The 16305-nt window shown below is 65.8% G+C and carries 9 protein-coding genes; 5 read left to right on the forward strand and 4 right to left on the reverse strand.

The features are described from left to right. Window positions 1–58: 58 nt before the first annotated feature. On the reverse strand, window positions 59–1000 hold the full coding sequence (locus V3C34_RS09080) for a thermonuclease family protein (protein ID WP_346006807.1): 942 nt from the start codon (window positions 998–1000) through the stop codon (window positions 59–61). A gap of 555 nt (window positions 1001–1555) precedes the next feature. Between V3C34_RS09080 and V3C34_RS09085 the strand changes: the two genes are divergently transcribed. After that, on the forward strand, window positions 1556–4093 hold the full coding sequence (locus V3C34_RS09085; protein WP_346006808.1) for a DUF4268 domain-containing protein: 2538 nt from the start codon (window positions 1556–1558) through the stop codon (window positions 4091–4093). Window positions 4094–4659: 566 nt separating this feature from the next. On the opposite strand, the gene V3C34_RS09090 is transcribed toward V3C34_RS09085, so the two are convergent. The 3 genes from V3C34_RS09090 to V3C34_RS09100 all read right to left on the reverse strand — a co-directional run bounded on the left by V3C34_RS09090 (window position 4660) and on the right by V3C34_RS09100 (window position 8004). After that, window positions 4660–5925 (reverse strand): hypothetical protein, encoded by a 1266-nt coding sequence (locus tag V3C34_RS09090; RefSeq protein ID WP_346006809.1) that lies wholly within the window; start codon window positions 5923–5925, stop codon window positions 4660–4662. Between the two features lie 68 nt (window positions 5926–5993). Beyond that, window positions 5994–6482: a hypothetical protein gene (locus tag V3C34_RS09095; protein ID WP_346006810.1), complete on the reverse strand. Its 489-nt coding sequence runs from the start codon at window positions 6480–6482 to the stop codon at window positions 5994–5996. 76 nt (window positions 6483–6558) lie between these two features. After that, window positions 6559–8004, reverse strand: a complete 1446-nt coding sequence (locus tag V3C34_RS09100; RefSeq protein WP_346006811.1) for a hypothetical protein — start codon at window positions 8002–8004, stop codon at window positions 6559–6561. A 179-nt stretch (window positions 8005–8183) separates the two neighbouring features. Between V3C34_RS09100 and V3C34_RS09105 the strand changes: the two genes are divergently transcribed. The 4 genes from V3C34_RS09105 to V3C34_RS09120 are packed head-to-tail and all read left to right on the forward strand — an operon-like array spanning window position 8184 to window position 16276. Next, entirely contained in the window at window positions 8184–10181 is a 1998-nt protein-coding gene (locus tag V3C34_RS09105) for a hypothetical protein (protein WP_346006812.1), read from the forward strand. A gap of 1 nt (window position 10182) precedes the next feature. Continuing rightward, window positions 10183–11802, forward strand: a complete 1620-nt coding sequence (locus tag V3C34_RS09110) for a class I SAM-dependent DNA methyltransferase (RefSeq protein ID WP_346006813.1) — start codon at window positions 10183–10185, stop codon at window positions 11800–11802. Next, window positions 11802–13088 (forward strand): restriction endonuclease subunit S, encoded by a 1287-nt coding sequence (locus tag V3C34_RS09115; protein ID WP_346006814.1) that lies wholly within the window; start codon window positions 11802–11804, stop codon window positions 13086–13088. The genes V3C34_RS09110 and V3C34_RS09115 overlap by 1 nt, the downstream gene beginning before the upstream one ends. Then, window positions 13088–16276 (forward strand): type I restriction endonuclease subunit R, encoded by a 3189-nt coding sequence (locus tag V3C34_RS09120; RefSeq protein WP_346006815.1) that lies wholly within the window; start codon window positions 13088–13090, stop codon window positions 16274–16276. Before V3C34_RS09115 ends, V3C34_RS09120 begins: the two co-directional genes overlap by 1 nt. Window positions 16277–16305: the final 29 nt, after the last annotated feature.

Consider the following 16305-nt stretch of genomic DNA (forward strand, 5'->3'; position numbering starts at 1 on the left):
GGGAGGGCGTCGGGGGTGCCGAATCCGTCGACCATGGCTCGATGGGCGGCCCGAGCGATCAGCAGGCGATGGGCTTCCACCAGTAGACGCCGTTGATCCTGCCGCCCGGGTAGCCCTGGCGGCAGCCGGTGTAGCCGGGCGTCAGCGAGTCGTTCGTCCACCCGGGGCCGGGGGCGGCAGGCGGAGCGGGCGGCGGGGGAACCGGCGCGGGCTTCGGCTGGGGCGCGGGCTTGGGTGCAGGCGCGGGCGCCTGCGAGGTGGGCGCAGCCGACGTCGGAATCGGGGCAGGGGCCTGCGTGGCCGTGGCCCGGGTGCACTGACCCCAGATCCCGCGGTCGGCCGAGCTGGCCTGCCGTTCGGCGGCACGATAGGCGGCCTGGCGCCGGTACGGCGCGGCGTAGGTGAACTCCTCGGCGTGCCCTTGCCGCAGCATGATTTTGCCGAAGTCGCCCGTGCTGGGGATCTCGACGTACGCGAGCAGCCGGTCGTAGCGGTCGCGGTGAGCTTGGGTGGAGTCGTAGACGAGGGAGACACGCTTGCCGCTCAGCAGTCGCTTGGCCGCGTCCGAGGCTGCGGGCCCGCCGCACTCGACCGGCCGGTTCGGGTCGACACTCTCGGGGGCGTCGATACCGATGATGCGGATTCGCTCGCGCCCGTTGAGGTCGACGTCGACGGTGTCCCCGTCGACGACACGGATGACGCGGTAGAGGCGACGGTGCGACGTCGTGCTCTTGGCTGCGCTCGTCGTCGAAGAGCTCTTCGCCGTGGACGCTGTCTTCTTCGTGACAGCGCCGGATGATGAAGCGCTGGCGGTCGCTGCCGGCGCCTCCGACCCCGTCACGGCGGTGCCGCTAGCAACCGCGGTCGCAGCAGGCTCATCTGCATCGACCGATCCCTCCGGGATGCAACCTGACAGCACGAGTGCGACGGCACCGGCGAAGATGAAGTCGACGCGCCCCCTTCGCCCGCGTGCCGACCCCGGACCCGATGACTTCAGCATGACCCTCCCTCGCTCCTGCGTTGCGTGCCTTGAGAGTAGGGCGAAGGGGGGACAGTCCGGATCCTCCGTTCGGCTTGGGGCTGCGACGCTCTGGATGACCAAAGGGAGGACCCCCTTCGAGGTGCGCGCGGCCGGTGACCAGTGAGTTGCTCTCGTGGCGCAGCTAGACCCCTGGACGTCGGCGGTCGTCATCGACCACTCGGGCGTGAGAACGAGGCCAGCCAGGGTCGGAACGACTCGGTTGGCCGCGTGCCCTTCCGGCTCATCGACGAGGCCGCGTCGGAAGCAAACCGAACCTCGAGAGTTCGTCATTATTGACGAGGCTTGCACGGTGGCCGACCTGCGGGCCCAAGGGCACCGCTTGCTTGTCTACCGTGTGGCCGCCCAGTCCAGATCCGCGCTCAGTCGCATTATGACCGAGTCACCAAACCCCCCGTCGCTGCTGGAACATCGTCCGTACCGTAGATTCCCCAGCCGCATCGGTGACGCCGCTTCGTCGAACCACGTGGGACCGCGGACCCACCTGCAGACGATCTTGGGGCAAGATGCGAAAGCGTGGAGACCTTCAAGCGCACCCCGCTCGAGATGCTTGGCCTGCCGCAGCATTTCGTCATCCCGCTCTTCCAGCGACCGTATGTCTGGAAGAAGGACGAACAGTGGGATCCGCTGTGGAAGGATATCCAGCGGGTCACTGAGTTGCGCATGACGCAACCCCACCTCGCCCCTCAGCACTTCCTCGGTGCCGTGGTCCTGCAGAGCCAGCCACCCCAGGGCAACAAGATCCCGGCCTGGAACGTCGTCGACGGTCAGCAACGCATCACTACGCTCCAGCTTCTGATGGACGCGACCCACTCGATCTTGTCCAGCGCGGGTCTGACGCGACTGGCCAACCAACTCGAGTCCTTGACGCACAATTCTGCTGACTTCATGCGCGAGGGGGAGAGCCTGCTGAAGTTACGTCACCTCAACGATGACCGGTCCGCGTTTGACGAGGTGATGACGGCCGAGGCGCCTATCGACCACGAGTCGCTCGATCATGCTGACAGCTTGATCGTCAAGGCCCATCACTACTTCGTCACGGTGGTTTCACAGTGGCTGGGTGAACCGGACACGGACGAGTTCCCCGCACGCGCAGAGGAGTTGACTGATGTTCTCAAGGGTGGGCTGACCCTCGTATCGATCGAGCTCCTGGCGTCGGAGAACTCGCAGGAGATTTTCGAGACACTCAACGCGCGGGGCACACCGTTGACGGCTGCCGACCTGGTTCGCAACTACGTCTTCCAGCGCGTTGAAGCGGAAGGAGGCGATGCGCAAAAGGTGTACAAGGAGGACTGGCCCTTCGAGAAGAAGTTCTGGACGAAGGAGGTGAGCGTCGGACGCTACTTCGTGAGTCGTAGCTCGCTCTTCCTCAACCAGTGGCTGATGTCCCAACTGGGGGAGGAGATTAGCCCTCAAGCGACCTTCGCAAGGTTCAAGTCGTATGTCGAGCACCACACCGATCACCAGATGACCGACCTCCTCCCACTCATCAAGGAGCAGGCGGGGCAGTACCAGGCGTGGACGGAGGCCGCGTCGCGGCCGAGTGGCGTCCTGAGTGTGGTCGAGATGTCGACATACCGCATGCAAGCGGGTGGCATCGAGTTGCTTAAGCCTCTCCTGCTGTGGCTGCACGCGCCAGGGCGCAATGTGCCGCAGGACGTCATCGACGAGGTGGTCTCGGTTGCGGAGAGCTGGATCGTACGTCGGCAGTTCCTGCGGATGACGACTTCGGATCTCGGGCGCATCATCGCGGACATCATCCAAGCCAACCAGGGAACGCCTCCCGACGAGCTGGGCGAGAGAGTGACCGCTCATCTCGCGCGACTCAATGTCACCAGCACTTACTGGCCAGGCGACGACGAGATCCGTCAGGCGCTGTCCACGGAGGCGGTGTACCGGCGCTTTCCCCGGGCGCGGCTGCGAACGTTCCTCGAAGCGATCGAGAACCACTACCGAGCTGAGACGGGGCAACCGCAGGTGGAACGGATCGGGTACCCGATCGAGCACATCCTGCCGCGCAAGTGGCAGGACTCATGGCCCGTCGACACGCCTGAGGGAGAACTCGAGCGACAGGAGCGTGTCAACCGCCTGGGCAACTTGACGTTGCTCACCACATCGTTGAACTCCAAGGTGTCCAACGGGCCCTGGGCCAGCAAGCGCACCGCTCTGCTGAAGCACAACACGCTGAAGATCACCGGTCGACTCGTCGATAGTGTCGGTGAGTCGGACTGGGACGAGGATCGGATCGATGCCCGGACCAGTGACCTCATCGATGTCCTCCTGCGCGTCTGGCCGGTCCCGAGCGGTCACATCGGCAAGGTTGTCGATCCCCAGACGAAGGCCGGAGACTGGGTGGAGCTGAAGCATCTGGTCGAAGGGGGGCTGCTCGAGGTGGGTGACACTCTTGCCGCAACTCATCGAGACTTCGTTGGTCGGGAGGCTGTCATCGGCGAAGACTGCTTGATCCACCTAAATGGCAAGGTCTTCGACACCCCGTCCGGAGCTGCGAGACATCTGCGGCAACGGGCCACGAACGGCTGGTACTTCTGGTCTGTTGCGGATGGTCGTCGGCTCCGCGACGTGCGGCAAGAGTTCCTCGGGGGCGCACAACCGGTCGGCACCGTCGCTAGGGCCAACCTCTATCGGGAGTTCTGGGAACTGACGCTGGAACGCATGCGAGCCGAGCACCCCACGTGGACGCGCGGAACTACGTCGAACGCGTCGTGGATCGACGCTTCGGTGGGGACGTCCGGGGTGGTGGTCTCGAGCGCGTGGACCACGTCGGGGCTGGAGGCGCAGCTCTACCTCAACTCGCCGGATGCCGACCTGAACTCCGAGCGCTACCAGACACTTTTCGCGCGACGGGACGAGTTCGAGGCCCAACTCGACTTGATCCCGAGGTGGGACCCGATGGAAGGCCGCAAGGCGTCGCGGGTCGCCCTGACTTCCTCGTTCTCCGCGGTTGAGGACAGAGACTCGTGGGAGGACGCCGTGGACTGGTTGATCTCAGCCCAGGCGCAGCTCAGGAAGGCCTACTACACCGTGACGAACTGAGGGTTCCCGAGCACGACACTCCCCTGAGAGGTGCCTGCATGGCCTCGTGCTTTCACCCTTGGGGCCCGAGAGCGGGCACAGCACCCTCAATACGCCCACTTACGGAGCGCTCTGCAGTTCGTCCACATCGATGGAGGTGCCTCGCAACCCGATATTGCGGCCAACGCGATCCTCGGTGCCTGGCGGGTCTCGGGGCACGATCGCACCTACGCCGACCACTACGTTGAGCAGATCGCCGACACCTTCGCCGCCGCGTCGCAGCAGGAGCGGGCGCACCGTCATGGCGTGCGGTCCGACGTCGAGAGACTCGTGCGCGGCACCCCGCCCGAGGAGACCGTGCAGACGCTGCGTCCCTCCTCCGTCGCCGTCCAGCTCCATCGACGACCGCGAGCAGTGGGAGGACGCGATTGACTGGATGATCGGCGCTCAGGCGCAGCTAAGGGCTGCGTTGGCAGCAGTGGGTGGGGCTGCTGCCGTGGCTGAGGGCTCGTCCACCAGGGGTCCCTGACACCTTGAAAGGCGCTCATCCGTGGAACGTGGGAGACATGTCCTTGCGGTCGTGCACCTCAGTTGTTGTCTCCGATGTCGTCCGATCCCTCGTCGGGGATACCGCGCCACGACTTCATGCGAGTGGAGACTCGATCGGACGCTCGGCCCGATGCCCACCTGGCCTTGCCAAGGGTCTCCGCGCTGGCTCGCCTGGCGGTGTCGAGGTGATCAGCGCCCACCCCTATGGCCCTGTCCTTGGCCTCGGATGCCGCGCTCTTCCAGCGGCGCGCCTCAACTGCCTCCCAACCGCGCTCGACGCCCAGTAGACCGTGGAAGACGACGATGGACTCGGACACGTTGTTGCTTGCCGCGACGAGCGTTGGACCGTCAAAGGGATTGACGAGCACCGTGCTGTTCGCGCGATTCGCTGCCACGTGCATGCGGCTGAGGAGACGCTCGGTGCTGGTCGAGATCAGCGCCAGTCGATCTTGGCGGGCCGCCTTCAGGCCCCGTCGGTGCCGATCTAGGTCTTCGGGTGCCGCATTGAGCACTCGATCCAACTCCAGGACGGCGATGGCGTCCTGGAGTTTAAAGCAGCGTGCAAGGACGGCAAGCCACTGATGTACCTGCAGCTCAGCTTCCTTTGTCGCGTCGACGAGATCTCCAACCTTGTCGATCCGCTCCATCTTCTCAGCGAGGTCCCCCAGCTGGCGGAGAGCGTAGGCCTGCGTGTCGAGAACGGTCGTGGAGGTCGCTTGGACCTTGGACCAGGTGATGTCCGAGACGCCGCCTACCGACTCGCGTATGGACATCGCTTCGCGGATGGCGAGGTCGGCTCCATCCATCCTTGCCAGGACTTGGTTGGTCTGTGCCCGCATGACGTTGTCGAGTTTCTCGTCAATCTCAGCGAGATAGTCAGTGATCTCATCCATCGTCTGCTGCATGGCCAACTGCGCCATGACCCCAGCAGCTCCGGCAAGAATAGCTGGGTTGGTGAGTGCGCTTCCAGGCCCTTTGGAGAACTCGACGAACCCCTTGATCTGGCCCTTGGTGCCTTTGACCACTCCTGTGCTCAGGCCCGACGTGGAACTCTCCCGCAGCCCGTGCTTCTTCGCGATCGCGACAGATTCCTTCGTCAACTTCACCCAGCGTCCGGAGCTTGCCGCGATCTCGGAACTGGCTTGCCCAATTGCCCCTCCGGCGCTCAAGGCAGCACTCAACCGAGGCAGAGATAGATCTCTGGACTGAAGTCTCTCGGCTGCGAGGAACTGCTCTACCGCCTTCGAGCTTCCGATGACGGCGAGTCCGTCGCCATCGCTGAGGAGTTGAATCTCGAATTCCATCTACTACCCCCGATTCGAGCGATTTCGCATGACACTACCGACAGCCAGTGCGCTGGGGGGCCCCGCGGTCACCGCTTCGTCCAGTCACTGCATCCACTCGACTCGAAGAACTTGTCCGTGGCGGCGATGGTCACCAGGGACTGACCGCTGGAGTTGTTGTTGGCGATGATGTCGTCCCAGCTGTCGCTGCCGCTCAAGCGGGCCCAGTAGCAGTTTCCGCTCGCTGCAGGTGCTGAGACATAGGTGCCGGGCTGGATGTCCACACCGACCGCGAACGTCCCATCGCCGGGAATGGCGGCTTCCGGCGCAGGCGGCTGCGCCGTGACCGTCTTGGTCGACGTCTTCGTCTGGGTCTTCGTCACCGGAGGTTCGGTCGTGGTCTCCGTGACCGCGGGGCCGGTCACCGTGGAGGTGGCCGTCGTGGTGACGGTGGATGCCGTAGGCGAGACCCGAGAGGCTGCGGTGTCGTTCGTGTCACTGCTGCCGATCACGGCCCCGAGCAAGAGGGCGAGGAGTGCGGTGGTGGCGTAGCCAGCCAGGTGCAGGATGGTCTTCATGGTGTCTCCTTCAGGGGTGGGTTGATGGGTGCTGGGTCGTGCCCATCCCTCCAGGGCACGACCCAGCCGACCGGGGTCAGGCGACGCCGGTCCTCGCGTCGGCGTCGGTGACGGACGCGAGCTTGGTTCCGGCCAGCGCGGTCTGTGCCTGCAGCAGGAGCCGGTTCAGGGTGGTCTGCAGGCCGTCGGCCTGGCTGGCGACCTTGTCGCTGTGCTTGCGGATCTGACCGGCGGCCTTCTGGATCTCGTCCAGGCGCCCCAGTGCCTCCACCGCCTCATCGATCCGCTCGCGAGCGATCTCGATCTCGCCGCCGTTGTCGCGCGTGGTCGCGGCGAGCGACGCTGCGCGCAGGAGGCAGATCACGGTGTGCAGCAGGGACACGTCGTCGTTCTCCGGGTCGAAGGCCATGACGATCCGGCGACCGCCGATCGTCCTGACCCTGTGCCCGTCGTTCTCGTCGACCGAGGGCACGAGCCCGAGGGAAGCGGCGGCACCGCGATTGCGCTCGGCCTCATCGAGGTAGTCACCCCACACGCGCTTCTGCCCGGAGAATGACGTGTGCATCTCCATGACCACCTTCGCCGTGGTGTCCGCAATGCTCAGCACGCCATCACCCTTCTTGCAGTAGGGGATCGCGCCGGTCGTGGTCCCGGTGGCGACGTACTCGTCGCCGAACCCGTTGGCCAGCGCGGCGATCGCAGCACCCGCGTTGTCCTCGTAGCTCGCGCCCTTGATCGGGGTGACGTTGGCAACCGCCCTCGTCGCGGCGGAGGCAGCCTTCTGCACCTCGAACGCTTGGGTGAGCTCGACGACCTTCGCCTTCAGCTCATCGTTCTGCTTGGCCGACTGCTCGACGAGCTGGACGTGCCGCTTGTCGAAGGCCGCCATCTGCTTGGCGATCGGCGACGTGGGGTCGTCAGGGTTGAGAGCCTTGGTCGCCTTCTCGAACATCGACGACGTGTGCTCGTCCGTGCGCTTGGTCAGCTTCGTGGTGAAGTCGTCGAGGACGGGCTGGAGGCGTGCGACGAACTCGGGGTCCTCGCCTCCGAAGAGCCGCGTCAGCTCCTCGCGCAGGTCCTTGCGAGCTGCGGTCACGGTGTCACCGATGGACTTCCTGGATGCATCGCTCGACTCCGCCAGGGACTTGCGGACCGTGGTGGTGGCCTTCTCCATGGCCTCGGCGGCGTCGCTCGTCATCTTCTTGGTGGACTCTGCAGCGTGCCGGGCGGTTTCGGTCGTCCGGTGACCCACGTCGTGGATCAGCTGCTCGAGGTTGTAGGTGTCCTGCGCCCCGCCGGCGGCGCTGATGGCCGTCGCGCCCACGGTGAGTGCCTGGATGACGAAGGGAGTGAGGTCGCAGTCCGCGAGGTCATCACCCTGCACGGGAGCGCCGCGAGTTCCGGTCGACCAGCGGAGGGCTTCCTGGGTCACTGCAGGCTGGTTCACCTTGAGCTCGGACACGAAGATCGTGGAGGTGGCCGGGTCGTATGTGGCTGTCTGGGGCGTCGAGTCGGTCGTCATGAACTTGCCTTTCGCTGGGTTCCGTGTCGTGCCTCCAGCGTCAACTCCGCGCTCAGTCCTTGGCGAGCAGGCTTCCTGATAAGGGGGCTTATCGGCACCGTCGCTCGTGCTTGTCGGTCGTTCCGTCTACGTTGGGTTCTGCCAGTACGACGCCCATCCAAGGATCAGCAGGTGGACCGATGCCCCAGCGCCGCGTGATGACTGCAGAAGTCATGTCGCTGTCGGACATCGCAGCTCTGGCCCACGTCCAGCGTGCCGTCGTGTCGACCTGGCGGCGGCGGCCGGTCATTCGTGGCGCGGTCGTCCCCTTCCCGGAGCCGGTGGAGATTCGCGCCGGCGTAGAGCTCTTCTCGATGGCCGAAGTGGTCGCGTGGCTCGGGGCGACGAAGAGGGGCAACAATCCGGAGGCTGCAGCTGACGCCCTGGCTCATGCTCGACCGATCGTACGACTGGACGACGACGTGGTGCGCGCGGCATTGGAGGCACTCCTCTGCCTCAAGGCGCGCACAGGTCTGGACCTGTGTGACACCTCGCCGGCCGAGATCGTGAGCACGGCAGATGAGGTCGATCCGGAGGACAACCACCTCGTGCGAGAGCTCGTGGCCGCAGGCGATGAGCTAGCGGAGCTCGCCGAGTACGCGGAGCGGCTCGCTGACGCCTTGTGGGACGCAACGACGGCCTACGCGCGTGTCCGAGCGAGGAAGCCGGTCACCCAGGCCGACCTGACCCCGGAGGCTCTTGACCTCCTGGGCACGATCGGTGCCGCGGTGGCCTTGGACGCTGAGCGCGACATCGCCATCACGGGGGTCGGGGAGTCCGACCCCGACCTCGTGGACTCTGTCCTGACCCACTTGGGCGAAGGAGCCATCGCTCACGTCCTCATCGCGGGTGACTCTCCTGCGGACCGGTCGGCGCGTCGACTCCACGCGACCCGGGGTCGGAGCGTCGTGGGCGTAGCGCCCGAGGGCGCGCTTCCGCTTGTCATCACGCGCATCCCGCGGCCGAGCGGTGCGACCGACGCGGCGTCGATCCTCGCCGCAGCCGACGACATCCAGCTGGACCTGCATGAGCAGCAGCGCGCCCTCGTCATCGGTCCGGCATCCGTCCTGTGCGACGGGTTGGGCAGTGTTGACCTGGATCAGCAGCGTGATCACTTCATCCGATTGGGACGCCTGAGGTGCGCTCTGCGCCTGCCGCACGGGTTGGTGTCGGACGGCTCGCGGATGGTGCTTGGTCTGTGGGTACTGGGCGGGGAACCGGCCTCGGTCAAGGTCGAGGCTCGGCGGATGGCGACCGCCGACCTGACGAACGAGACCCTGCGGCCCGACGTCGTGGACGACATCGCCACCGACGTCGTCGCGTCGCTGAGCGAGGTCGCGCGAGCGACACACGCCTTCCGGTTTGCGCGCCTCCACGCGACGTCGAACTTGCTGGCTGGTCAGGGCGCCATCGTTGCGCCGGGCGCCGGACCCGACCGCGTCCCAGCGCGTTCGGGGGCCGCCAGTGCCGTCTCGGTCCGCCAGCGCATGACTGAACTCCGTGTTGAGCTCACGTCCAGCGACCTCCTTGACGGGTTCACGGTCGAGCCAAGCGAGGGGTCAGCGCCTCACGCCGACCTGAGCATCGACGAAGCAGTCCGTGCAGGTCTTGCCTACGTGCAGGGCGGATCGCGCCTGGACCCGGCGCCCCAGTCGTCAACCGGAGTGCGAGTCATCGACGCCGATGCGGTACGCGATCCGCCGCGGCCCCGTCGCGGTCTCGATCCTCTGGACCTTGAGATCGTGGCGCCTCGTGCTCGTCGCACGGAGCCGGGTGACGTCGTCTTCTGCGTCTCGCCGACACCAGCAGCGATGGTCGATGACGTGGGCCTGTCGGTGGTGGCCTATCCCGCGAAGGTTCTGCGGTGCACCCGTGGTGGCGGGCTCGTGCCCGAGGCGGTCGCACAAGCGATCAACGATCTGCCGCCTCGCTCGCCGCACTGGCGGGCGTGGCGTATCCCTCGGGTTCCCACCCACGAGGCCGACGCCCTCAGCTCCGCCCTACGACAGCTGGCCGTCGAGGAAGCCAGCGCCAGGGACCGGATTGCTCGCCTCTCCGAACTTGCTCACGAGTTGTCCCATGGCGTCGCCACGGGCGCACTGACCATCTCCACAGACCCCACCGAGGAAGGACATTGATATGCCACCGAGGACGAAGAAGGACCCGAACGCTCCGTCAACGATGAAGGAGCTCAAGGACACCCTGTGGAAGGCGGCCGACAAGCTGCGTGGCTCGATGGACGCCGCGCAGTACAAGGACGTCATCCTCGGGCTGATCTTCCTCAAGTACGTCTCCGATGCCTACGAGGAGCGTCGGGAGGCAATCCGCGCGGAGCTGACCGAGCAGGGGATGGACGACGAGCAGGTCGAGATGCTCATCGACGACCCGGAGGAGTACCAGGGGTACGGGGTCTTCGTCGTCCCGCCGCGGGCGCGCTGGACCTACCTCGCGCAGAACGCCAAGGGTCTGCCAGCCGCGGGTGGCGAGCCGCCGAAGACCATCGGCCAGCTCGTCGACGAGGCGATGGACTACGTCATGGGCACCAACCCGAGCCTGGCGGGGACCTTGCCGCGGATCTTCAACCGCGACAACGTCGACCAGCGCCGGCTGGGGGAGCTGCTCGACCTCTTCAACAGTGCCCGCTTCTCGCGGCAGGGCGAAGGGAGGGCCCGTGACCTGCTCGGTGAGGTCTACGAGTACTTCCTGGAGAAGTTCGCCCGGGCCGAGGGCAAGCGCGGTGGCGAGTTCTACACGCCGGCGAGCGTGGTCAAGGTACTTGTCGAGGTACTCCAGCCGAGCAGTGGCCGGGTCTACGACCCGTGCTGCGGCTCGGGCGGCATGTTCGTGCAAACGGAGAAGTTCGTCTACGAGCACGACGGCGACCCGAAAGACGTGTCGATCTACGGCCAGGAGCACAACGAGCGCACCTGGCGGATGGCGAAGATGAACCTCGCGATCCACGGCATCGGCAACAAGGGTCTGGCCAACCGATGGGGCGACACCTTCGTGCGTGACTACCACGCGGAGCTGTCCATGGACTACGTCATGGCGAACCCTCCCTTCAACATCAAGGACTGGCACCGCGCCGAGCAGGACCCCCGCTGGGTCTACGGAGTGCCGCCGAAGAACAACGCCAACTACGCTTGGATCCAGCACATCCTGTCCAAGTTGGCACCGGGTGGGCAGGCCGGCGTGGTCATGGCCAACGGGTCGATGTCGTCCAACACTGGTGGCGAAGGGGAGATCCGCGCCCGGATCGTCGAGGCGGACATGGTCTCGTGCATGGTCGCGCTGCCGACCCAGCTCTTCCGATCCACCGGGATCCCGGTGTGCGTGTGGTTCTTCGCCAAGGACAAGAGCGCCGGGACGAAGGGGGCGACTGACCGCACCGGGCAGGTGCTCTTCATCGACGCCCGGGAGCTCGGGTTCATGGTCGACCGCGCCGAACGGTCGCTGGCGCCTGGGGACATTGCGCGGATTGCCGAGACCTTCCACGCGTGGCGGGGTTCGGCGTCAGCCGTCGCGAAGGGGCTGGAGTACGAGGACATCCCTGGGTTCTGCGCGACGAAGACTCTCGCGGAGATCAAGGCCTCGGACTATGCGCTCACGCCTGGGCGGTATGTCGGGGCGCCGGAGCTGGAGGACGACGGCGAGCCGGTGGAGGGCAAGATCGAGCGCCTAACAACTGAACTGTTTGCGCAGTTTGATGAGTCGACACGGCTGGAGCAGGTTGTGCGCGAGCAGTTGGGGAGGTTCTGATGGCGCGAGCAACGAAGACAGGAGGGCGCGACGCGACTCAAGGCGTCATCCTGGGCAGGTTCGCCATCAGCGTGGGGAAGCCTGATGGCGTCACGCCGGAGGGCTTCTCTTGGGTCCCTCTGTCCGACGTCGCTCGGTTGGAGAGTGGCCACACTCCTAGTCGCCGAGTGGAGGAGTACTGGGACGGCGGCGTGCCGTGGATCGGTATTCGTGACGCAACTGGCAATCACGGTCGAACGATCTACGACACCGAACAGCATGTGACTCAAGCCGGTCTGGACAATTCATCGGCGCGACTCCTTCCGGCTGGCACCGTGTGCCTGTCACGAACAGCGTCTGTTGGGTACGTCGTGTCCATGGGCGTGCCGATGGCGACCAGCCAAGACTTCGTGAACTGGGTGTGTGGATCGGAGCTCAACTCCAAGTACCTTCACTACGCCTTGGTTCTTGAGCAGGAAAGCATTCGTCGCTTCTCGCACGGGTCAACCCATCAGACGATGTATTACCCAGAAGCGAAGGCGCTCCACTTGTTGGCACCGGGACGGGCGAAGCAGGACGCGATCGTAGAGGTGCTGGAGGCGCTCGACGACAAGATCGCCGCTAATACCCGTCTCGTGACGACCCTTGGACAACTGGCGGATGCGTACTTTGTTGATGCCGGGGTGCAGTCGTCCGTCTCGGACCTGACGTTCGCTGACGTCGCTGACGTCGGTGGCGGGGGCACCCCGAAGACGAAGATTGCGGAGTACTGGGGCGGCGAGATCAACTGGGCAACGCCGACGGATGTGACGGCCCTACACGGGCCCTACCTCACGTCAACCAGTCGTCGGATCACGCAAGCAGGTCTCGACAACTGTCCATCGGTGCTGTACCCGACTGGGTCCATCCTCATGACATCCCGAGCGACGATCGGCGCGTTCGCAGTGGCGCAGAAACCGATGGCGGTCAACCAGGGATTCATCGTCGTGAACTCCAAGGGCGACGTGCCGCAGTGGTGGCTCTTCCACGAGATGCGACGACGGGTGCCCGAGTTCGTGAGCCACGCCAACGGTGCCACGTTCTTGGAGCTCAGTCGCGGCAAGTTCAAGAACTTCCACATTCACCTGGCTTCGAGCGACATCATGCAGAACTTCGCCGACACTGCCGACGCCTTGCACCGGCGGGCAGAGGCCGCAGAAAGGGAATCTGCATCGCTTGCGGATACGCGCGATGCGTTGCTCCCGCTCCTCATGTCGGGCAGGGTCACCGTCAATGATGCGGAATCAGTGGTCGAGGGGGTGGCGTGATGGTCCAAGTGGCCAGTTTCACGGAGGACGCGTGGGAGCAGCTCGCGCTGGAGGCGCTGGCCGAGCACGAGTGGCCGGCGCTGCCGGGCACGGCGGTCGCGCCGGGCTCGGGGGAGCGGGCCACGTGGGACGACCCGGTCATCCCTTCGCGCCTGATGGCCGCCCTGACCCGCCTCAACCCCACCGTGCCCACCGAGTACCTGCAGCAGGCGATGGCCGACGTCCTCGCGCCGAAGTCGCAGGACGCGATCACGGAGAACTTCCGCTTCCACCGCTACCTCGTCGACGGGTACCGCGGCGTGAGCTACCTCGACGCCGACGGCCAGGAGGAGAACCCGACGATCCGACTCGTCGGCGCACGGGTCGAGGACAACGACTACCTCGCCGTCAACCAGGTGACCGTCCGCTCGGGGGAGGTCCAGCGACGCTTCGACGTGGTGCTCTACCTCAACGGTCTGCCGGTCGCGGTCATCGAGCTCAAGCAGGCCGGCGCGGCCAACATCGACATCACCGCCGCCCACGCCCAGCTGACCACCTACGTGCGTGACCTGCCGATGGCCTTCCGCACCGTGGTGATGACAGTGGCCAGTGACGGGCTCTCGGCGAGGTACGGAACCCCCTTCACCCCGCTCAACCACTACTCACCGTGGAACGTCGACGACGACGGTGCGCCGATCACCCTCGGCGTCGTACATGAGGACAGTCACTATGGCACCGGTCTGGAGCACCTCATCGACGGGGTCTTCAACCTTGAGCGGTTCCTGCAGCTCATGCGGGACTTCACCGCCTTCGACTCCGACGCCAGTGGGCTGCTGAAGCGCATCGCGAAGCCGCACCAGTACTTCGCGGTGAGCAAGGCCGTCGGCACCACGGTGCAGGCGGTGCAGAGCAACGGCAAGGCGGGCGTCGTCTGGCACACCCAGGGCTCGGGCAAATCGATGGAGATGGAGATCTACGTCAACCGGGTGATGCGCCACCCAAAGCTGCTCAACCCGACAATCGTCGTCGTCACCGACCGCACCGAGCTCGACGGCCAGCTTTTCGAGACCTTCCAGCGCAGCCAGTTGCTGCCGGAGGCGCCGGTGCAGGTCACGCGCCGGGCGCAGCTGCGCGAGGAGCTCGCCTCGCGGATGACCGGAGGCATCTACTTCACGACGCTGCAGAAGTTCGGGCTGAGCAAGGCCGAGCGCGACTCCGGTGCCGACCACCCGATGCTCTCCGACCGGTCCAACATCATCGTCGTCGTCGATGAGGCCCACCGCAGCCACTACGACGACCTCGACGGGTACGCCCGACACCTCAAGGATGCTCTGCCCAAGGCGACCCTCATCGCCTTCACCGGCACCCCGATCTCCTTCACTGACCGCAACACCCGCGAGGTCTTCGGCGACTACATCGACATCTACGACCTGTCCCGCGCGGTGGAGGACGGGGCGACCGTCCCCGTCTACTTCGAGCCGCGACTGATCAAGGTCGGCCTCGCCGAGGGCGTCTCCGAGGACGACATCGACACGGCTGCGGACGAGGCCGCGATCGGGCTCGACCTCGCTGAGCGGGAGCGCATCGAGAAGTCCGTGGCCGTGATCAACGCCCTCTACGGCGCACCCGCACGACTGAAGGCCCTCGCCGCCGACATCGTCGAGCACTGGGAGAACCGCCGCTCCCAGCTGGTCAAGGCCATCGGCGCACCCGGCAAGGCGATGATCGTCGGGGGTACACGCGAGATCTGCGCCAACCTCTACGGCGAGATCATCTCCCTTCGCCCTGACTGGCACTCCGGCGACCTGGAGTCCGGTCGGATCAAGGTCGTCTACTCGGGCAACGCCACCGACCAGCCGCCGGTCTCCGACCACGTGCGCCGCGACTCGGACAACAAGGTCATCAAGCAGCGTCTGCGCGACGTCGACGACGAGCTGGAGATCGTCATCGTCAAGGACATGATGCTCACCGGCTACGACTCGCCGCCGCTTCACACCCTCTACCTTGACCGGCCGCTCAAGGGTGCGCTCCTCATGCAGACGCTTGCTCGGGTCAACCGCACGTACCGGGGCAAGCAGGACGGGCTGCTCGTCGCCTACGCCCCGCTGGCCGAGAACCTTAACGCCGCGCTCGCCGAGTACAGCGCTAGTGATCAGGCGGCCAAGCCGATGGGCCGCCACATCGACGAGGCAGTGACCCTGACCGAGACCCTCGTCGCCCAGGTCGGTGAGCTGTGCGCCGGGTACAACTGGAAGGCGGCGCTCGACGGCGGGCCCACGTCCTGGCTCAAGGCGGCCGTCGGCATGACGGAGCACCTGCGTTCGCCCGCCACGGCCGGAAACCACGATTTGGCCGAAGGGGAGGAGAGCCTGACCGATCGTTTCCGCAAGCTCAGCTCCCAGCTGTCGCGGGCCTGGGCGATCGCGTCCGGGTCGCAGACGCTGGACCACCTGCGTCCTGAGGTGCGCTTCTACGAGGAAGTGCGCGTCTACATGGGCAAATTCGACGCCCAGGAGCGTCAGGCCCGCGGTGAGCCTCTCCCGGATGACATCCAGCGTCTGCTCAGCCGGCTCGTGGCCGAGTCGACGGTGTCCGGCGAGATCATCGACATCTATGAGGCGGCCGGCCTCCCAAAACCGAGCCTGGCGGACCTGGGGCCGGATTTTGTCGAGCAGGCTACGTCCGCGACGAACCCGCACCTGGCCATCGAGGCGCTGCGCGCGATGCTGACCGAGGAGTCGGGCAAGGTGTCGCGGCACAACCTCGTGCGGCAGCGGGCCTTCTCCGAGCGGCTCACCGAGCTGATGAACAAGTACACCAACCAGCAGCTCACCTCCGCCGAGGTCATCGCCGAGCTGATCGAGATGGCCAAGGACATCGCCCACGAAGCGAAGCGTGGGGAGGAGTTCGACCCCGCTCTGGGTGAGGACGAGCTCGCGTTCTTCGACGCGGTGTCGCAGAACGAGTCCGCCGTCGAACTGATGGGTGACGAGGTCCTGGCGAGGATCGCCCGGGAGCTCGTGACGATCATGCAGCGGGACATCAAGACCGACTGGACCTCACGCGACGACGTGCGGGCGAAACTGCGGTCATCTATCAAGCGGTTGCTCGTGCTGAACAAGTACCCGCCGGACAAGCAGCCGGAGGCGATCCGGTTGGTGATCGAGCAGATGGAGGCGATGGCGCCGGGGTATGCAGCCGTGGGATAGGTCGCAGGGAGACGCGCTCCAAGGAGAGC

It is taken from the genome of Janibacter terrae, from assembly GCF_039636765.1.
Taxonomy (GTDB): Bacteria; Actinomycetota; Actinomycetes; order Actinomycetales; family Dermatophilaceae; genus Janibacter; species Janibacter terrae.